Here is a 19,900-nt window from a genome sequence, read left to right on the forward strand (position 1 = left end):
AAGGGCACCCAGTGGGCGCCCTTTTTGTGAATCTCTAATTACTTAGCTGGACGCGAAGCAAAAGTTGAGAATGCTAAACGTGGGTCCTTGGTTGCACCAATCGCAACGATGTCGCGACGAAGTGCCCAGTTCCAGAACCAGCCAGCGAATACACGAATCTTGCGCTCCCACATAGGCATTGCTAGGCCGTGGTAACCGCGGTGCATGCACCAAGCGATGAAGCCCTTGATTGCCAACTTCTTGTATTGGAACACGCCAGTGCCAACACCTAGACCGGCAACCGCACCCATGTTCTTGTGGAAGTACTCAACGATGCCTTCACCGCGAAGCGATGCAACGATGTTGCGAGCCAAAAGCTTTGCCTGGCGAACAGCGTGCTGTGCGTTTGGAACACAGAAACCACCAACGCCACCACCTGAAAGGTCAGGAACTGCAGATACGTCACCGGCGGTCCATGCGTCAGCAACAACGTCTTCGCCGTTCTTAACCTGAAGGGTTGGGAATGCCGTGATGCGGCCACGCTCATCCAAAGGCAGGTCAGTGTTGCGCACGAATGGGTGAGCCATAACGCCAGCAGTCCAAACGATTACATCTGACTCGAAGCTCTCGCCAGTTGAAAGTTCGATCTTGCCCTTCACTGCAGACTGAAGCTGAGTGTTTAGGTGAATCTTTGCGCCACGTGCGTCTAGGTTCTTGATTACCCATTCGCTGGTGTCAAGAGCAACCTCAGGCATGATGCGGCCCATTGCCTCAATCAGGTGGAACTGAGTGTCTTCAAAAGTGATGTTTGGGTAATAGCGAAGCAAGTAGCTAACCAATGAACGCATTTCTGCGAACACTTCGATGCCAGCAAAACCGCCACCAACAACAACGAAGGTAAGCAAGCGAGTGCGTGCTGCGCCAAGAGGCAAGTTTGCTGCCTTGTCTAGGTTGGTGATGATGCGGTTGCGAATTTCAACAGCCTCTTCAATTGTCTTAAGTCCGATTGCTTCATCGGCAACACCCGGAATCGGGAATGTGCGAGAAACTGCACCAGCGGTAACGACGATTTGGTCGTATTGCTGCTGGTAAGGCTTTAGGCCGGCAACTTCGATGGTTGCGGTCTTATTTGCGTGGTCAATGTTGGTTACCTTGCCAGCAACAATGTTGGTGGTCTTTAGGTGACGGCGGTGTGAGGTCACAGCGTGACGTGCCTCGATTGAACCCGCAACAACCTCAGGCAAGAATGGCTGGTAGGTCAGGTAAGGAAGTGGGTCAACCAGGGTTACTTCTGCTTCGTTTTTGGCGAGCAACTTCTCTAGCTTGAAAGCAGTGTAGAAGCCAGCGTAACCGCCACCGACGATAAGAATTTTAGGCACGTGAAAACCGTTCTTTTGTAAGGACAATAGGGTTTATTTTAGTGGCTTTCGCACACGCATTTGGTTGGCGACCAGCTGCAAGCCGCCAAAGCAAGATCGCCAATTGGGTTGACCCCTGGGCCCGCGGCCAGCGAGTGGCCAATAAGTGCATGAAGGCATTTAACTCGGGATGGCATTCCGCCGGCTGAGATTCCCGCAATCTCGGGAACATCCAAAGAAAGTTCATGGGCGGTTTTGTCTCGATCGGCAATGTATGCCTCATGAGCTGCCTGATAGGCGGCCGCAAGGTCTGGTTCTTCGGCCAAGCGTGCCTGCAATCCGGCCATGAATCCGCTGGCTTCAAGGGTAGATACCGCAGCGGTAGCGCCTCGGTGGGTCAGGTAATAAGTGGTCGGAAAAGGCGTGCCATCGGCCAAGCGCGGTGCCGTGTGCACCACGGTTGGTTTGCCACAGATGCATCTGGCGGCAATCGCTACGATGTCTCGGGCTGGGCGACCCAGTTGTCTCGACACCTCAGCGATATCGGCTTCGGTGGCTGGGGTTAGTCGGGTCACTTGGCGGCACTCACTTTTTGGGCATCGGCTGGTTGTTCTACGCCGGCGCGAATCACAGACTCCATCAAAGAATCAACCCAGTTGTTTTTTGTTTCACGAATAGTTGTTGAGATCTCACTGGTGTTGGCGCGGTCGGCCAGCATTGCGCCAACGGTTCCAGATTTATCCGAGGTGTCAACGCCAGCGGCATCCATCACCAGATAAGAGACCTCTCCGGGCATCACGTAGTAAAGACGGTTGCGTGCCTGAGCGCGAATGTAAACCGGGTCTTCCCAACGCTTGCGCTCTTCTTGCATGCTGATCACATCTTTTTTGGCTTGCTCGAGTGAGGCCTGAGCTTCGGCAATTTGCTGACGCTGCACAAACCAGGTTTGAACTCGGGGAGCAAGTGTGACAACTCCAAAAATCATCACCGCCAGCACGGTTAGCGTGTAGGCATTAAAGCGAAAACCCCGCAGAGCTGCAGCAACCTGAACGGGTGCAGCTTTGCGGGGTGATTTCATGCTTTAAGTGTGCGCTAGAAACTAAGCCTTGAAGCGAGGAAACGCCGAACGACCAGCGTAGAACGCTGCGTCTGACAGTTCTTCTTCAATGCGTAGCAACTGGTTGTACTTTGCAACACGCTCTGAACGTGCAGGAGCACCAGTCTTGATCTGTCCTGCGTTAGTTGCAACGGCTAGGTCAGCAATGAAGGTGTCTTCGGTCTCGCCTGAACGGTGAGAAATGATTGCCTTCATGCCATGACGCTGTGCCAAAGAAACTGCATCAAGAGTCTCGGTCAAAGTACCAATCTGGTTTACCTTCACCAAGATTGCGTTACCCGCAGCCTCGTCGATGCCCTTCTGCAAACGAGCAGGGTTGGTTACATACAAGTCGTCGCCAACTAGCTGAACCTTTGAGCCTAGCTCAGCGGTCATCTTGGTCCATGAAGCCCAGTCATCCTCGGCTAGTGGGTCTTCGATTGAAACTAGTGGGAAGCGTGCAACTAGGTCTGCGTAGTAAGCGATCATTTCGTCGCCGGTGCGCTCTTGACCTTCGAAGGTGTACTTCTTGGTTTCTTCTGAGTAGAACTCAGTTGCTGCAACGTCTAGTGCAAGTGCAATGTCAGTGCCCAGCTTGTAGCCAGCCTTAGCAATTGCTTCTGCAATTAGGTCAAGTGCCGCAGCGTTGGTTGGCAACTCTGGAGCAAAACCACCCTCGTCGCCAAGACCAGTTGAAAGACCTTTGCTGTGCAGCAAGCTCTTTAGTGCGTGGTAAACCTCAACACCCCAACGAATTGCTTCGCTAAAAGTCTCGGCACCCAAAGGCACAATCATGAACTCTTGGATGTCAACACCGGTGTCAGCGTGTGCGCCACCGTTGATGATGTTCATTAGTGGCACTGGAAGTGTGTAGGCGTTTGGTCCGCCAAGGTAGCGGTAAAGAGGCTGGCCGGTGGTCTCTGCTGCTGCGCGCGCGGTTGCAAGTGAAACACCAAGAATTGCGTTCGCACCCAAGTTTGACTTGGTTGCGGTGCCATCCAAAGAAATAAGTGCTGCATCAACTAGACGCTGGTCTAGCGCGTCGAAGCCAACAAGTGCTTCGTCTACAACTTCAACAACAGCCTTAACTGCGTTCTGAACACCCTTGCCCAAGTAGCGAGACTTGTCGCCATCGCGGCTTTCGTGAGCTTCGAATGCGCCGGTTGATGCACCTGATGGAACTGCTGCACGACCAAAGCTGTCGTCTTCTAGCAGTACTTCAACTTCTACGGTTGGGTTGCCACGTGAATCAAGAATCTCGCGAGCGCCAATGGCTTCAATAATTGACAAAATGTCTCCTAGTTTGTGGTGTTTTTCAGAGCGCGCCAGAACGGCACTAAACGCCGTTGTAATGGGTACTAGTTTACTCAGTTGCCAATTGGCTTGATGACTAGCGAGTCCATGTTTACTGAATCTTCACCAACCGTTGCAAAGTGAGTAAAGCCCTGTTCTGCCAAGGAATCCAGCAGATTATTGAGCTTTTTAGGGAGCAATTCAAGGCGAACCGAGTAGCCATGCTCGAAAAGCGCTGGCTGAAGCTTGACCGCCGAGGCAATCACGGCTGGGCTGTCGTTATCTAGCACCAGCACCAAGTTATTGGCGGTTGCGTGAAAACGGTCATCATTAGCCAGTTCAACTGCACGCTCAAAACCAATTGAGATTCCAACCGCCGGCACGTCTTCGCCTGTCCAACGACCGATCATGCCGTCGTAGCGGCCGCCGCCACCGATTGATGAGCCCGACTCTGGGTGTTCGATTTCAAAAATGGTTCCAGTGTAATAGCCCATACCTCGAACCAGGGTTGGGTCAAAACGCAAACGACCTTCGCCAAATTGAGCGGCAACGACTTCGAAGATTTCTTTTAGTTCGGCAGGCACCGGCAAGTTGCCGCTGATGGCCTTTAGCCAATCGGCGGCGCGGGCACCAACTTGAGCATCAAACTTTTCTGTCAGTTCGGCAACCACGCCCTCGGCAGCAATCTTGTCGAGCTTGTCGATTGTGATCATTGCCGAGCCGCGGCCATCCTCGGGCACGCCAAGTTGTTCAAGCAGGTTCGAAAGCAAGACTCGGTGATTCACTCGGATAGTGGCTGCCTCGAGACCGATGTTTTCGAGTGCGTGCAGCGATGAAGTGAGCAAATCGATTTCGGCAAGGATGCTTGAATCACCAATCACGTCAATGTCGCATTGAATGAATTGGCGGTACCGACCTTTTTGTGGGCGCTCGGCTCGCCATACCGGGCCGGTTTGAATTGCTTTGAAAACCTTTGGCAACTTTGCGCGGTTGGTTGCGTAATAGCGCGTTAGTGGAACAGTGAGGTCATAACGCAAACCGAGATCTGCAAGAGCATCTGGGTCGCCGCCAAGTGATTTCTCGAGTTCTTCGCCACGCTTCATTACGCGGAATGCAAGTTTCTCGTTGTCGCCGCCCTGACCTGAGGTTAAGCGTTGAATGTCTTCCATCGCTGGTGTTTCAATTTCTTGAAAACCGTGCGTTGCATAAGTAGATCGAATGATCCCCAAAATCTGGGTGCGCTTTGCGTGCTCAAGTGGAAGGAAGTCGCGCATGCCGCGAGGTGGGTGCACGTCTTTAGCCATGCGACAAGTTTGCCAGACATCCTGGCAAAAATTGGTTAGCGACTAGTCGTCGTCAGAATCGCGTTCGTCGTGATCGTCACGATCTCCATCGTGGTCTTCTCGTGACGCTGAAACGCGAGCGCCAGGGTTGGTTGCACCGCCAGCAGTTGAACCTGAACTGCCGCCCACTGCTGGGGTTGCACTCGACACGTTGCCATAATTTGTGTTGCCGGCAAAATCGGGCGCTACCAGTGTTGGCTTGGGAGCAATTGGCGCTGGACTCGCTGGATCAGAAAGACCAGGCACTGCAATTGGATCAGCACTGACCGAGGTTGAAGTTGATGTATTTCCCGGGCTTACCGACGCAATGCCAAAACTGGCTCCGGCGCTCGCTTGAACAGGGTCAGGGTGAGAACTAGCAGGCGCAGAGGCTTGGTTTTGAATTGAATTATTAGCAAAGGTTTCGGCTGCAGCCTCGGCCTCGCCGGGTAACTCGCTTGTGGCGTTGAATGTTTGAGCAATTGCCGGTAAAACAATCTGTGCGCCAACGAGTGCAACAGCGGCAGTAGCGATTCCGCCGATGAAGTACTTTGCCGCCGGGTTTAGTTTTTTAGGCTCGTCGTAAACGTAAGGTGACGAATCGTTTTGCTCAGACATTTGAAGCCCCCTGGTTTGGTTTGTCTCTCCACAAACAGAACACTCCTCTAATCTGTGAAAAGCCTGCAAAAGGGCTTAGAGCAGCCTGCCAGTTATTCCTCAGTTGGAATAGCAATCACGCCAGCATTCGAGGCATCCGCAAGTTCTACCTCGCGAATTTCTACCTGCAGTGCCTTGAGCGCTGAACGAAGTGCTCTCTCAGAGTCGAGCCCGGCAGCGCGACCCGAAGAAACAATTGCCAAAAGAATTGCGCCAAGCTCCTCCTCGCTGGTCACGCTGAATGGGCCGGGTGCGTCGGCGTCAAGCAAACCGATTTTTTCGGCTTTGCCCAAAATCTTGTCGGCAAGAGCAAGTGCCGGCATGCCCTGAGGAATGCCGTCGAGGATGCTTTCGCGGTGAGGCTTCTCTTTCTTTTTGTGATCGTCCCAGTTGGCCATCACTTCGTCACCGGTGGTGGCAGCAAACTTTTGTAATTCTTCTTCATTGCCAAACACATGTGGGTGACGCCCCATCATTTTCTTCGCTGACAACTCGGCAACGTCTTCGATGTCGAACTTCTCGCCGAGTGAGCCGGTGGCAGCTAGGTCACTGTGAAAAATCACCTGATAAAGCACGTCTCCAAGTTCTTCAAGAACTTCATCACGATTGCCCGACTCGATTGCGTCTACGAGTTCGTAGGCCTCTTCGATGAGGTATTTGGTTAGTGAGTCGTGAGTCTGCTCGGCATCCCAAGGGCAACCGCCAGGCTGACGCAATTTGTGCGCAACGGCAATTAGCTCATCAAGTTTGGTCATTTGCTGCCCTCTTCGTTTTGTGCTTCCGGTGGAAATACTCGAGCCAAGAACGCCCAAGCCCAATCGATTATTGCCTTATCACGTAGTGGTTCAAAGTTTGAATCGCGGGGTGCGGGAATTGTTAATGTTTGCGAGCTCTGCAGGTATTTTGCACCGTCAAATAAGTTCGTAAGTTGAACTTGTTGAGCCTCGGATAGGTCCACCGGCTGAAGCTTGGCTTGCAACCCAAGCACATTGAAATCTTTGAGGCCAAGTCTGTTGGCCTGCTGACGCAACTCTGTCACATCAATCAGGTTGAGCACCGCCTGCGGGGCTTTGCCATATCGGTCTTCCAGCTCAGCCAAAATCGATTCGAGTTGTTTGCGAGTTCCCATCACGCCACTGGCTGCCGAGAGCTTGTGATACGCCTCTAGGCGCAGTCGCTCACTATCCACATAGGTTGCCGGGATGTGTGCATCAACTGGAAGCTCAAGTTTTAGCTCGGCTGGTGAATCGTGTTTCTCACCCTTGAAGTCGGCAACTGCCTCGCCAATCATTCGCAAATACAAATCGAAACCAACACCGGCAATGTGGCCTGACTGTTCGCCACCGAGCAAGTTTCCAGCACCACGGATTTCTAGGTCTTTGAGCGCGATCTGCATGCCGCCGCCAAGCTCATTATTGGTTGCAATTGTGGCAAGACGATCGTGCGCGGTTTCGGTTAGTGGTCGATCTGGTGAGTAAAAGAAATAGGCATAGGCACGTTCGCGGCTGCGACCAACGCGTCCACGAATCTGGTGCAATTGGCTCAACCCAAAGTTTTCGGCGCTGTCAACAATCAAAGTGTTGGCATTTGGAATGTCAATTCCAGTTTCGATGATTGTGGTTGACACCAGAACGTCAAACTTGCGCTCCCAGAAATCGACAACCACTTGCTCTAGAGCGCCCTCAGACATCTGACCGTGCGCCACCGCAATTCGTGCCTCGGGCACCAACTCGGCAATTTGATTTGCAATTGCCTGAATGCTGCTGACTCGATTGTGAACAAAGAAAACTTGACCTTCACGAATTAGTTCGCGGCGAATTGCGGCAGCAACCTGCTTCTCACTGTAAGCACCAATGTAGGTAAGAATCGGGTGGCGATCTTCAGGTGGAGTTGCGAGCGTTGACATCTCACGAATTCCAGTGATTGCCATCTCAAGCGTGCGAGGAATTGGCGTGGCCGACATAGACAGAATGTCGACGTTAGTTTTCATCTCCTTGAGCTTCTCTTTGTGCTCAACACCGAAGCGCTGCTCCTCATCGATGATGATCAATCCGAGGTTTCTAAATTTCACACTGTTTGAAAGCAAACGGTGGGTGCCGATCACTAAGTCGACCGACCCGTTTTCGAGACCTTCGATAGTTTCGCGAACTTCTTTTGCGGTTTGAAAGCGCGAGAGTGATCGCACAGTCACAGGGAAACCAGCAAAGCGTGCCTCAAAGGTGTCGGTGTGCTGGCGAACCAACAACGTGGTTGGCACCAACATGGCAACTTGCTTGCCGTCTTGAATGGCTTTGAAAGCTGCACGAACAGCAACCTCGGTCTTGCCATAACCAACGTCACCGGCGAGCAAACGGTCCATCGGAATCTCGCGCTCCATGTCGCGCTTCACTTCTTCAATGGTAGTGAGCTGATCAGGAGTCTCAACAAAGGCGAAGGCCTCTTCAAGTTCATGCTGCCAAGGGGTGTCTGGCCCAAACGCATATCCCTTTGATTTCATGCGTGCTGAATAAAGCTTGACCAAGTCGATGGCAATCTTGCGAATAGCCTTGCGGGCGTTGCCTTTGACACGGGCCCAATCGCCGCCGCCCATTTTGCTGAGCACAGGCGCCTCGCCGCCTACATAACGAGTAAGCAGGTCGAGCTGATCGGTAGGCACAAACAAGGTATCCCCCGGATAACCGCGCTTGGATGGTGCGTATTCAATCAACAGATATTCACGCTCGTGCTGCGCGCGACCAATGCCGGTTTGGCGCTGAACCAATTCAACGAACCGACCGATGCCGTGAATTTCGTGCACAACATAGTCGCCGGATTTCAAACTCAGCGGGTCGACCGCCTGGCCGCGCTTGGTAGCAAGCCTGCGCACCTGAGGGCTCACATATGCCGAGGACTTGCCATAGAACTCGCCCTCGGTAATCACAATCAGTTTTGCTTCTGGAGCAGTGAAGCCCTTGCGCAAATTTCCTTGGGCAACGGTGGCTTTTATTCCCGCAGAAACCATTTGTTCGTTCAAGCGCTCAACGGTGCCATGACCTTCGGCCACCAAGATAATTTGCTGACCTTGCTTGGCTTGATCGTCAAGCCACTCGACTGAGGTTTGATCGAGCCCTTTGAAATTTGGAATCTCAAACAGACCCAGGTGCACCAAGGTGTCGTCATCGGCTCCAAATTGCGAAATGGTAAACATTGCTTTGCCCGCGAGAGCATCTTTGAATTGCGAAAGCTCAACAAAGCCGCCAGAGCTCAAATCGATTGGAGCATTTGCACCCTCGGTAGCGGCATCCCAAGCAGCATGTAAAAATTCTTCGTTGGTCTCTACCAAACTCTGCGCTCGGGCAGCTGCCTTTTCTGGCGACAGCAGCACTACAAGTGATTGAGCTGGCAGGTAGTCAGTGAACGGCACAAGTTTGTCAACCAACACGGGCGCCAACGACTCCATGCCATCCACAGGAATGCCCTGTGAGATTTTTTCAAGCATGGTTGAGATGTTTGGAAATTCGTGAACCATTTCGCGTGCGCGTGATGCAACCAGAGGTGTGATGATGATTTCGCGCGCCGGATAAATTTCAACCTCGTTGACGTTTCCCTCTAATGAGCGCTGGTCGCCAACACTAAATTCGCGAATGTCATCAAGCTCGTCACCGAAGAATTCCAATCGCACTGCGTGCTCTGCGGTGGTCGGGAAAATATCCAAGATTCCACCGCGAACGGCAAACTCTCCACGACGAGTAACCATGTCAACTCGGGAATAGGCAATCTCAATCAATTTCAGCGGCAGTTCGAACAGCGAGTATTCCTTGCCGCGCACTAATTGAATCGGCGGATGGTTGGCCAGGCCGGCAACCACTGGTTGAAGAACGGCACGCACCGAAGCCAAGACGAAAACCGGGTGGTCGATGGTTTTGGCTGCCGCCAATTCGTTAAGTCGGTGCAGCACTTTGAGTCGCTTGCCCACGGTTTCGGGGCTCGGGCTTAACCTTTCGTGCGGCAGCGTTTCCCAAGATGGAAACTCTAGAATTTCGGCATCTGGAATTAGCGAGCGCAGAGCGGCAGCGGTATCCTCAGCTTCGCGCCCGGTGGCCACGACAACTAAATAAATTGGCGCCAGGTTGGCTGAGCCTCTAAATTCGTTGATTACCGAAAGCACGGCGGCATGTGCACCCTGTGGGGCAATTATATCTAGCCGAGCAGCTTTGATTTTTGATTGAAGGGTCGCGAAGGCATATCCTTCGGAAACGAGTGCGCCAAGGCGCGACAGGGCCTTGAGATTTTCTGCACTCACATGGTCAAGTGTAAGTCGGCTAAGTGGCTTTGAAAATGCCTAGCCTTTTGGATTGAAACGATTTTGCGCTTCAAGAACACCGCGCTGCACAATCTCTTCTACTGCGTCAGCGGCTAACTCGAGAGTCAGCGGCAAATTTTTGCGCTCAGTTGAGTTGAAATCTTTTAGAACAAAATCTGCGGTGTCCATTCGACCCGGCGGGCGGCCAATGCCAATGCGCACTCGAGTGAAATCATTTGAACCACAGGCTGCGATGATGTCGCGAAGCCCATTGTGACCGGCGTGACCGCCACCCTGCTTAATGCGAATGGTTTCGGCATCGATATCTAATTCGTCATGCAGCACGATTGTGTGCGCCAGGTCGATGTCGTAAAACTTCATCAGCGAAGAAACTGGGCCGCCGGTGGTGTTCATGTAGCTGCCTGGCTTTGCCAAAATGACCTTTGGTCCGCCCATGCCAATGCGCGATTCGGCAACTGCAGCATTAGATTTGTGACTTTTGAAACTTGCACTAAGGCGATCGGCTAAAACCGAAAGCGCCATCTGACCAACATTGTGCCGGTTAGCAGAATAGTCGGGCCCAGGATTACCGAGCCCGACTATTAGGAATGCTGAGTTTGACAGATTAAGCCTTTGGAGCTTCTGCAGCTGCAGCTGCTGGGGTCTCGTCTGCGTGGCCTGCCTGGGTCATGACAACCGAAGCAACTAGCTCGGTGTCTGCAAGGTCAAGCTTTGCGCCCTCTGGCAACTTGATGTCGCCGGCAAGAATGTGGTGACCTGCACCGTTGTCCTTGGTGACGTGAATCTCTACGAAGTCAGGAATGCTGGTTGCAGCAACTTCTAGCTTCACGGTCTTGTGCTCGATGTCCACGATGGTTCCAGACATTGACTCACCAACAAGGTGAACAGGAACCTCAACGTGTACGCGCTCACCCTTAACAAGCTCAACTAGGTCGATGTGCTCGATGATCTGAGTGATTGGGTCCTTTGAAGCTGACTTCACTAGAACTGCCTCTTCTTTGCCGTCGATGGTTAGGTCGATAACCGCGTTCTTGTGGCGAAGCACAAGAGCAACCTCGTGGGCAGGAAGGGTAATGTGGCGAGGCTCTGAGCCGTGGCCGTAAATAACTGCTGGGGTGCGGCCGGCGGCACGGAACTTGCGTGATGCGCCCTTGCCGAATGAGGCGCGAACTTCGCCGACTAGCTTTGCTGCTGTGTTCATGGTTAATCCATTTCAGTAATGGCGTGCAAAATGACCGCCGATTTAGGTTTTTGTTTCTGTCAACTCAAGCGTCTACGCGAGGACAAGTGGTAACTCTTGACACCCCGTCGATCACGGCCTCTTGCGAAGCCCTCGCCGTTGTTCTTTGGCCAGTCTAACGAGCCAGGTGCCTGGCAGCAACCGCCAAGACCAATAACCCTAGGCTCACCGAAACGGCAGGGCCCGGAACAGCAGAAATCAGCATCAAACAGAGCAGGCCGCCCACCACATTTAGCCATCTCGGCATAAATCGCTCGACTTTAGGTTGACGCATCGAACTCAGGTGGCCAATCGCGTAATAAAGCAAAACCGAGAAGCTTGAAAAACCGATGACCCAGGCCAAAGTGCCAATTTGCACCAGGATGATGGCCACCACCGCAATCACTATTTCGGCAAGCCAAGGTGCGCCCTGAGAATTGCGTATTTTGAAAATCTTTGGCAGCTCACCATCTTCGGCCATGACCGCAGCGGTTCGAGAGACCCCAGCCAGCAACGCCAGCATTGAACCGAGCGCCGCCAGCGAAGCAACCGCAACCACTACCCAGCTCGGCAACCAGCCTGCGGCAATTGCCATGACCGCCACAAACGGAGCCTCGGCTGAAACCAACGATGGCCCAAGAATTGAATTGAATGCCAACGAGGTTGACACATAGAGCACCAAGACAGCTCCGAGTGAAATCGCAATCGCGCGCGGAATGTTTCGGTTTGGATTTTGAACCTCGTCACCAAGAGTTGCCACACGGGCATAACCGGCAAATGCAAAAAACATCAGCGCTGCACCCTGAAGCGCATTACCCGGGGCTAATGCCATGGCATCAATTGCAACGCTGTTTGACGAGCCAGCAGCACTAAAAATCGCAAGCAACAAGAATGCCGTTGTAACCACTGCCAACACTGCGGCAACCGCTGCAGTTCGATTTATGCCGAGCAAATTAATTCCGGTGAGAACCAGGATTGCCGCAACTGCAACAAGCCCGTGCCATCCTGGCAAAACATACTCTTCAAACACCAATGCGATTGCAGCAATCGAACCGATCTTGCCAAACACAAAAGAAAAGCCCGCCACAAAAGAAGCCGGCTTAGAAACATAAACACGCGAGTATGCATAAACGCCGCCCGCTCGCGATTGCACGCGAGCCAACTGATAAATCGAGGTGGCATTAAGAATGGCAACCAACGCTGCTATTGCGAGCGCAATGTTTTGAAGTGAGCCAGCCGCCGCAGCAACATCGCGAAAAACTACAAAGACTCCTGCGCCCAACATTGAGGCCAAGCCGATTGCAACTGCACCGACTAGACCTAATTGCTGTTTAGGCGTGACCTGGGAAGAGTTTGTTGACTGAGTCATCGCCGAATACCGCGCTGATTGCCGCCGCAATTAGTGGTGCAATCGAAAGCACGGTTAGCTGCTCGAATTGCTTATCCGGAGTAATTGGCAAAGTGTTGGTGACTACGACGTGGTCGACGATGCCGCTAGACAAACGCTCAACCGCCGGTGGTGAGAAAACAGCGTGAGTGGTGGCCACGATAACTTTCTTGGCACCCTTCTCTTTCAAAGTTTTAGCAGCGGCAACGATGGTGCCTGCGGTGTCAATCATGTCGTCGACTAGCAAACAGGTGCGACCCGAAACATCACCAACAAGTTCGTGTGACGAAACTTGGTTTGGCACATCTGGGTCACGACGCTTGTGAATGATGGCTAGAGGTGCACCTAGGCGCTCGGCCCAGATGTCTGCAACACGAACTCGACCTGAGTCTGGTGAAACAACGGTTAGATCTTCGTTGCCCCAACGCTCGGCGCAGTGATCGGCCAACATAGGCAATGCCCAAAGGTGGTCAACCGGGCCATCAAAGAAACCTTGAATTTGTGGAGTGTGCAAGTCAACTGACATCAAGCGGTTCGCTCCGGCAACCTTGAACAGGTCGGTCATTAGTCGAGCAGAAATTGGCTCACGGCCTTTGTGCTTCTTGTCTTGGCGAGCATAAGGAAAGAATGGGGCAACAACTGTGATGCGCTTTGCGCTTGCGCGCTTTAGAGCGTCAACCATCAGCAACTGCTCCATCACCCAGTTGTTAATGCCCTGAGCGTGCGACTGAATTACGAAAGCGTCTACGCCACGAACCGACTCTTCGTAGCGAACGAAGGTCTCACCATTGGCAAAGTCATAAGCGGTGGTTGGCACAACCTTGGTGCCCAGAATCTCAGCGACTTCATCGGCTAGAGCTTGGTGGGCACGTCCACTAACAATCACTAGGCGTTTTGAATTATTCGCTGTGATTTCCATGTGGTCTCCCGCTCTTGAAGAATCTTTAGTTTTTGGCTTTTTGGGCCGCTTCAGCAGCTTGGGTTCCTGGGCGTTTTGAAATTACCCAGTCAGCCAAATTACGCTGTGGTGCCACGTTCATCGCCAACTCACCCGGTGCCACACTTCTGCGAACCACGGTGCCTGCTGCGGTATAGGCTCCATCACCAATCGTAATAGGTGCAACGAAGACGTTGTGCGAGCCAGTGCGCACATGCGAACCAATTTTGCTCGAGTGCTTGGCTACGCCGTCGTAATTAGCAAAAATTGTGCCGGCACCAATGTTTGAACCCTCGCCAATTTCGGCATCGCCAACGTAGCTCAGGTGAGGCACCTTCGAGCCAGCGCCAATCTTGGCGTTCTTGGTTTCAACAAAAGTGCCAATCTTGCCATCGGCGCCTAGGTCGGTGCCAGGTCGCAGGTAGGAAAACGGCCCTACGGATGCCCCCGCGCCAATCTTTGAGGCGGTGACGTGAGACTTGACTACCGTGGCGCGCTCGCCAACCTGTGAATCAATCAACACAACTTCTGGGCCCACGGTGGCACCCTCACCAATCGAACTGAATCCTTTCAGGTGGGTTCCTGGCAATAGGGTCACGTCTTCACCCAACTGCACGGTGATGTCAATCCAAGTTGACGCTGGGTCTTGAATAGTGACACCCGCCATTTGCCAGGCTTCACAAATTCTCTGGTTTAACTCGGCTGCTACTTCGCTCAGTTGAACTCGGTCGTTGATGCCAGCCACCAACCAGTTGTCGGCAATCGCCAACGCCTGCACTGAGTCGCCGTCGGCAAGCAACAACGAAGCCACATCGGTTAGGTACTTCTCACCCTGGGCGTTGTGACTTCCAACTTTTTGCAGAGCGGCACGCAACTTGGCTGCGTCAAAAACATAAATGCCGGCATTGATTTCGGCAATTTCCAACTGCTCATCGGTTGCATCGCGGTGTTCAACAATTTGCACGAAGCTGCCGTCTGCCTTGCGCACGATGCGGCCATAGCCACTTGGGTCATCGGCAAATGAGGTCAAAATGGTGGCGGCAAAATCGCCAGCAAGGTGTGCATCCAGAAGCGCCTCAATAGTTGGCACATCCAACAAAGGAACATCGCCACTCGTGACAACTACAGCCCCATCGAAATCGGCAGGCAACTGCGCCAAGCCACATTCAACAGCGCGACCGGTGCCAGGGATTTCATCCTGGTGGGCAATGTTGCTGGTTGGGAAATAGGCATTGATGTATTCGGTGAGCAATTCGCGTTTGTGACGAATAACTGGAATTACGTGAGATGCGCCCAACGAAGTTGCAGTAGCCAAAACGTGGCCCAGCAGTGGCAGGCCGGCTAGTTCGTGCATGACCTTTGGAGTTTTCGAACGCATGCGAGTGCCTTCGCCGGCGGCAAGTACAACTACCGCTAGGTGCTTCTCGCCCATCGCGCTCCTGTCAATTGGCAGTGTGCTCCCCGACCAGGACTCGAACCTGGAAAGCCGCCTCCAAAGAGCGGAGTGTTGCCATTACACCATCGGGGACCGTGACCTCGCGGCCACCCGAACAGTCTGCCAGATAAGCGAGCTGCTATTGGCTATTTTCCTTGAAGTAGCTCAGAAGTTTCGAGCCATTCGAGCTCTAGAGTCTCGCGCTTGCCGTTGTATTCAGCCTGCTTGGCTGCCATTTCGGCAAGACCCGCATAATCGCTGGAATCGTGGGCGGCCATCTGCTCATGCAGCTTGGCTTCATCCGTAGCCAGCTTTTCTAAGGCTCGATTTAGGCGTGCCAGGTTCTTTTCGGCATCGCGCAGGGCGGCGCCAGTTAGGCGTGGGGTTTCGTTTTTGGCAGGCGCTGCGGCAGCTGCGGGCTTTGCCCCGGCGCTCAAACTGTGCTTGCGAAGTTCTAGATACTGATCAACGCCACCGGTCAGGTGGCGCAATCTGCCGTCGCCAAGCAGCGCGTATTGATTGTCGGTAACTCGCTCAAGCAGATAACGGTCGTGGCTAACCACTATCAGCGTGCCAGGCCAGCCGTCAAGCAGGTCCTCCATCGCAGCCAGAATGTCGGTGTCAAGGTCGTTGGTTGGCTCATCCAAAATCAACACATTTGGTTCGCCAAACAACAATCGTAAAAATTGCAGTCTGCGCTTTTGCCCACCGGATAGTTCGCCAATTGGAGTTTGCAGCTGGGCTTGGGTGAACCCAAGCTGCTCAACTAATTGCCCGATGCCCACTTCTTTTTTGTCGACAACAAAGAACGCTTTTTCGCGAGCGATCAAACTAAAGATTCGCTCGTTGGCAAATTCATCCAGCTCGCGCACTTCTTGGCTCAAGGTGGCAATGTTCACTGTCTTGCCTCGTTTGATTACTCCCGAGTTCTGTTGCAAAGTTCCCTGAATCAATTTGAGCAATGTGGTTTTACCGGCACCGTTAACACCAACCAAACCAACTCGATCTCCAGGGCCAAGGCGCCAGGTGATGTCGTGGAGCAATTCACGATCACCAATTGAATAACTCATGTCTTCAATGTCGAGCACATCTTTGCCAAGACGCTGAGTTGCCAATTTAGAAAGCGCCACGCGGTCACGCGGCTCGGGTTCGTTAGCAATCAGCTCTGCTGCAGCATCCATGCGGAATTTTGGTTTTGTAGTTCGCGCCGGCGCACCACGACGTAGCCAAGCAAGCTCCTTGCGCATCAGGTTCTGACGGCGGGACTCAGAAGCGGCAGCGCTGCGGTCTCTTTCATTTCGTTGCAAGATGTACGCGGCGTAGCCACCCTCGAATGGCTCAATCACACCGTCGTGCACTTCCCAGGTGAGGTTGCAAACTTCATCCAAGAACCAACGGTCGTGAGTTACAACAATCAGTCCCCCTGCGTTGTTCGACCAACGAGTCTTCAGATGCTGCGCCAGCCAGGCAACACCTTCGATGTCTAGGTGGTTGGTTGGCTCGTCAAGCATCACAATGTCGAGGTCTTGCACCAGCAATTTGGCAAGCGCTACGCGACGGCGCTGACCACCGCTCAGTTCACCAACTTGCTTCTGCCAATCAAGATCGTTTAGCAGTCCGCCAATTACATCGCGAACCTTCGCGTTGCCAGCCCACTCATACTCAGGGGTCTCACCAACTACCGATTGCGCGATGGTCAACCCTGGGTCAATCACATCTGATTGATCTAAGAGACCGAATGTGATATTGCCGCGGTGTGTGATTCTGCCGTCGTCTGGCTGCATGCGCTTCGACAACAATTTGAGCAGAGTAGATTTGCCATCGCCATTGCGACCAACGATGCCAATGCGGTCACCCTCATTGACACCAACCGTGATTGAGTCAAAGACTTTTTTAGTTGGAAACTCGAGGCTGACCTGTTCGGCGCCTAATAAATGTGCCACTAGTTGCTTTCTGCTTTTGCGCCAGCGCTTGGGCCCCAGGTGGCCAATGCGTTGAAGCCTGAACTTGCTAGGGATGCTGCAATGCTGTGCGCCTGCTCAACCGAGCTTGCCAAAAATGCGATTGTCGGTCCCGAACCAGAGACCATACCTGCGAGTGCGCCCGCAGCGAGGCCAGCATCAAGAGTGTTTTGCAGCGAAGGTATGAGATCGATAGCGGCTTCTTGCAAATCGTTGTGAATCAGCTTTGCAATTTGGAGCACATCGCCGGTCACCAGCGCCGCAAAAAGTTCTTTCGGTTCGCCCAAGGCTGGCATTGCGGTTGCATCTTCGCCACGCGCTGCGCGCAATTCATCCAAGCGTTTATAAACCGCCGGCGTGCTCAAGCCGTGATCACAGGTGACCAAAACCCAGTTGAGCTTTTGCACGTTGTCGATTGCCTTGAGTTGATCACCACGACCCCAGCCGAATGCTGTGCCGCCCATCATGGCAAAAGGCACATCTGCACCCAAGGCTGCGGCACCTTGCAAAAGGTCATCATCGCTGATTCCGGTGCACCAGTAATCGTTCACAGCCATCACCGCGGCTGCAGCGTCAGCCGAGCCACCACCCATGCCGCCAGCAACAGGCACCGACTTAGAAATTTTGAAGTGCACCGGATGTACATTTGGCAACTCAGCTAAGTTCGCGACCACTTTGGCGGCTTTGACAACCAGGTTGTTTTCATCGGTTGGAACATCGCTTAGGTGGGAATCGCTAATGTTGCCCTCGACGGCTACTGACCAGTGATCGGCCACCTGCACGCTCACTTGTTCGCGCAAATCAACGGCCTGATAAACGCTAGCCACGTCGTGATAGCCATCGGGCAGCAGAGAACCGACTTCAAAGAAAATATTGATTTTGCCCGGCGCCGAATAAGTAGTCATCAGGCAATTTCCAATCGGCGTCGGATGCCAACAAAGACTTCGTTCCAATATTTTTGGTAGGCGCTGATTGCGCTTTCATCTTTGAGCAATTCGTGCACAACGCGAATGGCAACGCCAGCATCAACAATCATGAAATCAATAAATGCTCGAGTGCCATCAACAAACGCCAGAGTGATCTTGCCGTTCTTGGCCGAAACCAAACGCGGCTTATCAAACACCGACCAGGATGCAACATCGCTCAGCACCGTGTACATGCGGGCTAGTTCAACCTGAAAGGTTTCTTCAATCTTGAAAGCAACTGCCATTAGCGGGCCTTTGCAATCGCTACAAATTGATGCACGTCTAGTTGCTCGCCACGTGCCTGCGGGCTAACCCCAGCGGAAATCAAAATTCGTTCTGCGTCGGCTGCGCTGCCAGCCCAAACGCTAAGTGCTTGGCGAAGAGTTTTGCGTCTTTGACCAAAAGCGGCGTCGGCAACTTCAAACACTTTGAGTCGCAATTCTTCATCGCCCAGTGGCACCTGACGCTTTGCGAAATAAACCAACGCCGAATCAACATTGGGCACTGGCCAAAAGATGCTTCGGCCAACGTTGCCAGCCAGAGCAGATTCGGCATACCAAGCAAGTTTCACGCTCGGCACCCCATAGACCTTTGAGCCAGGCCCCGCTGCTAGTCGGTGAGCAACTTCGGCCTGCACCAAAATCAAACCAGTTTGAATCGAACTGAATTGCTCCAGAAAGTGCAAAAGCACTGGCACCGAGATGTTGTAGGGCAGGTTGGCCACCAACGCATCCGGGGCCGCTGGCAAATCGGTTACCTTCATTGCATCATTGCGAACCAAAGTGAAATCGGTGCCCGGTGCTCGCTTTGCAATTGTGGCTTCAAGCTCGGCCGCCATCTTTGGGTCAATTTCAACGGCAATAACTTTGCGGGCTACTTCGAGCAAACCCAATGTCAACGAACCAAGGCCCGGGCCAATTTCAACCACGGTTACGCTACCGGTGAGCTTTGCAGCAGCAACAATTCTGCGGATGGTGTTTGGGTCGGTCACAAAATTTTGACCTAGTTTCTTTGTTGGGGTCACATCTAAACGCGCAGCCAACTCGCGCACATCTGCAGCGCCCAGCAGGTCAACCATTAGATCGCCCAGCTTTCAAAAACGGCCTCGGTGTTTCGAGCCAATTGCTCGCAAAGCTGATTCAAGTCTGCACCACGAGTAGCCGCCATCGCACGCGCCGTAATTGGCACCAGGTATGGCGCATTTGGTCTACCACGGTATGGCTCTGGCGCTAAGAACGGAGCATCGGTTTCAATCAAAATCAGCTGCGGGTCAGCAACGGCCAATGAATCGCGCAGGTGCTGGTTGCGTTTGATTGTGATGTTTCCAGCAAACGACATGTACCAACCCTTTTCGTTGCAAATCTCGGCAAGGTCGGTGTCACCTGAATAGCAGTGAAAAACGACTTTCTCTGGTGCGCCCACTCGGTGCAATGTTTTAACCACTTCGTCATGTGCTTCACGATCGTGAATCATCAGGGCTATGTTGTTCTCTTTGGCAATTCGAATGTGCTCTTCAAAACTATGTTGCTGCAACGCAATCGATTTATCACCTTCGGTGCGAAAGAAATCCAAACCAGTTTCACCAATTGCTCGAACCCTTGGTTGAGTGGCTAGAGCTGCGATTTCTGCAATGGCATCATCGAGCTCGGCGCGGGTTTCATAAAGTGGCGCCTCGTTAGGGTGCAATGCAACCGCAGCCAGAATTCTCGAGTCTTGGGTTGCCACCTCGGCACACCACTTTGAACTCTCGAGTGTTACGCCAACCTGAACGATGCCTTTCACGCCAACCGATTCGGCGCGGTCAAGGTTTTCTTTCCAAGGCATAACACCAAGGTCTTCGTCAAACACAAACTCAAGGTGGCAGTGATTATCATAAACGGCCACCTCGAGTGGCTCTGGGTTGGGTGCGAAACTTGGCGCTTTGCGTTCTTTAGCTTCTGCTGGTTTACCCGCTTTGCTGTTGCGAGTGAACTGCTCTTCAGACACGC

General features: G+C 52.9%; 18 protein-coding genes and 1 tRNA gene. All 19 read right to left on the bottom strand.

Annotation, left to right across the window (positions count from 1 at the left end; translation table 11 throughout):
- Positions 1 to 38: 38 nt before the first annotated feature.
- The 19 genes from Q0L28_RS00915 to Q0L28_RS01005 all read right to left on the bottom strand — a co-directional run bounded on the left by Q0L28_RS00915 (position 39) and on the right by Q0L28_RS01005 (position 19,898).
- Positions 39 to 1,358, bottom strand: coding sequence for an FAD-dependent oxidoreductase (locus tag Q0L28_RS00915; protein ID WP_296630289.1), 1,320 nt, complete (start codon positions 1,356 to 1,358; stop codon positions 39 to 41).
- Between the two features lie 38 nt (positions 1,359 to 1,396).
- Entirely contained in the window at positions 1,397 to 1,912 is a 516-nt protein-coding gene (locus tag Q0L28_RS00920) for a DUF501 domain-containing protein (protein ID WP_296630291.1), read from the bottom strand.
- Positions 1,909 to 2,415: a septum formation initiator family protein gene (locus Q0L28_RS00925; RefSeq protein ID WP_296630295.1), complete on the bottom strand. Its 507-nt coding sequence runs from the start codon at positions 2,413 to 2,415 to the stop codon at positions 1,909 to 1,911. Before Q0L28_RS00925 ends, Q0L28_RS00920 begins: the two co-directional genes overlap by 4 nt.
- Positions 2,416 to 2,436: 21 nt before the next feature.
- Positions 2,437 to 3,723 carry a phosphopyruvate hydratase gene (eno, locus tag Q0L28_RS00930; protein ID WP_296630298.1) on the bottom strand — a complete coding sequence of 429 codons (1,287 nt, stop codon included), beginning with the start codon at positions 3,721 to 3,723 and terminating at the stop codon, positions 2,437 to 2,439.
- A 77-nt stretch (positions 3,724 to 3,800) separates the two neighbouring features.
- The gene (gene hisS / locus Q0L28_RS00935; protein WP_296630300.1) at positions 3,801 to 5,030 is read right to left on the bottom strand and encodes a histidine--tRNA ligase; all 1,230 of its coding nucleotides are present in this window, start codon (positions 5,028 to 5,030) and stop codon (positions 3,801 to 3,803) included.
- Positions 5,031 to 5,072: 42 nt separating this feature from the next.
- Positions 5,073 to 5,666 carry a hypothetical protein gene (locus tag Q0L28_RS00940; RefSeq protein ID WP_296630303.1) on the bottom strand — a complete coding sequence of 198 codons (594 nt, stop codon included), beginning with the start codon at positions 5,664 to 5,666 and terminating at the stop codon, positions 5,073 to 5,075.
- Between the two features lie 92 nt (positions 5,667 to 5,758).
- Positions 5,759 to 6,460, bottom strand: coding sequence for a MazG family protein (locus tag Q0L28_RS00945; RefSeq protein ID WP_296630305.1), 702 nt, complete (start codon positions 6,458 to 6,460; stop codon positions 5,759 to 5,761).
- Positions 6,457 to 9,852, bottom strand: coding sequence for a transcription-repair coupling factor (mfd, locus tag Q0L28_RS00950; RefSeq protein ID WP_296630589.1), 3,396 nt, complete (start codon positions 9,850 to 9,852; stop codon positions 6,457 to 6,459). The genes Q0L28_RS00945 and mfd overlap by 4 nt, the downstream gene beginning before the upstream one ends.
- Positions 9,853 to 10,026: 174 nt before the next feature.
- Positions 10,027 to 10,611 carry an aminoacyl-tRNA hydrolase gene (gene pth, locus Q0L28_RS00955; protein ID WP_296630596.1) on the bottom strand — a complete coding sequence of 195 codons (585 nt, stop codon included), beginning with the start codon at positions 10,609 to 10,611 and terminating at the stop codon, positions 10,027 to 10,029.
- Between the two features lies 1 nt (position 10,612).
- The gene (locus tag Q0L28_RS00960; protein ID WP_296630308.1) at positions 10,613 to 11,209 is read right to left on the bottom strand and encodes a 50S ribosomal protein L25/general stress protein Ctc; all 597 of its coding nucleotides are present in this window, start codon (positions 11,207 to 11,209) and stop codon (positions 10,613 to 10,615) included.
- 154 nt (positions 11,210 to 11,363) lie between these two features.
- On the bottom strand, positions 11,364 to 12,596 hold the full coding sequence (locus tag Q0L28_RS00965) for an APC family permease (RefSeq protein ID WP_296630311.1): 1,233 nt from the start codon (positions 12,594 to 12,596) through the stop codon (positions 11,364 to 11,366).
- Positions 12,559 to 13,533 (bottom strand): ribose-phosphate diphosphokinase, encoded by a 975-nt coding sequence (locus tag Q0L28_RS00970; RefSeq protein WP_296630314.1) that lies wholly within the window; start codon positions 13,531 to 13,533, stop codon positions 12,559 to 12,561. Before Q0L28_RS00970 ends, Q0L28_RS00965 begins: the two co-directional genes overlap by 38 nt.
- 25 nt (positions 13,534 to 13,558) lie before the next feature.
- Positions 13,559 to 14,983, bottom strand: coding sequence for a bifunctional UDP-N-acetylglucosamine diphosphorylase/glucosamine-1-phosphate N-acetyltransferase GlmU (glmU, locus tag Q0L28_RS00975; protein WP_296630317.1), 1,425 nt, complete (start codon positions 14,981 to 14,983; stop codon positions 13,559 to 13,561).
- 25 nt (positions 14,984 to 15,008) lie between these two features.
- Positions 15,009 to 15,079 (bottom strand) — tRNA-Gln (locus tag Q0L28_RS00980).
- 53 nt (positions 15,080 to 15,132) lie between these two features.
- On the bottom strand, positions 15,133 to 16,929 hold the full coding sequence (locus Q0L28_RS00985; protein ID WP_296630321.1) for an ABC-F family ATP-binding cassette domain-containing protein: 1,797 nt from the start codon (positions 16,927 to 16,929) through the stop codon (positions 15,133 to 15,135).
- On the bottom strand, positions 16,929 to 17,852 hold the full coding sequence (locus Q0L28_RS00990; RefSeq protein WP_296630324.1) for a 4-(cytidine 5'-diphospho)-2-C-methyl-D-erythritol kinase: 924 nt from the start codon (positions 17,850 to 17,852) through the stop codon (positions 16,929 to 16,931). Before Q0L28_RS00990 ends, Q0L28_RS00985 begins: the two co-directional genes overlap by 1 nt.
- Entirely contained in the window at positions 17,852 to 18,157 is a 306-nt protein-coding gene (locus Q0L28_RS00995) for a hypothetical protein (RefSeq protein ID WP_296630329.1), read from the bottom strand. Before Q0L28_RS00995 ends, Q0L28_RS00990 begins: the two co-directional genes overlap by 1 nt.
- Positions 18,157 to 18,990 (bottom strand): 16S rRNA (adenine(1518)-N(6)/adenine(1519)-N(6))-dimethyltransferase RsmA, encoded by an 834-nt coding sequence (gene rsmA / locus Q0L28_RS01000; protein ID WP_296630331.1) that lies wholly within the window; start codon positions 18,988 to 18,990, stop codon positions 18,157 to 18,159. Before rsmA ends, Q0L28_RS00995 begins: the two co-directional genes overlap by 1 nt.
- Positions 18,990 to 19,898, bottom strand: a complete 909-nt coding sequence (locus tag Q0L28_RS01005; RefSeq protein ID WP_296630334.1) for a TatD family hydrolase — start codon at positions 19,896 to 19,898, stop codon at positions 18,990 to 18,992. Before Q0L28_RS01005 ends, rsmA begins: the two co-directional genes overlap by 1 nt.
- Between the last annotated feature and the right edge of the window lie 2 nt (positions 19,899 to 19,900).

It is taken from the genome of Rhodoluna sp., from assembly GCF_024639375.1.
Lineage (GTDB): Bacteria > Actinomycetota > Actinomycetes > Actinomycetales > Microbacteriaceae > Rhodoluna.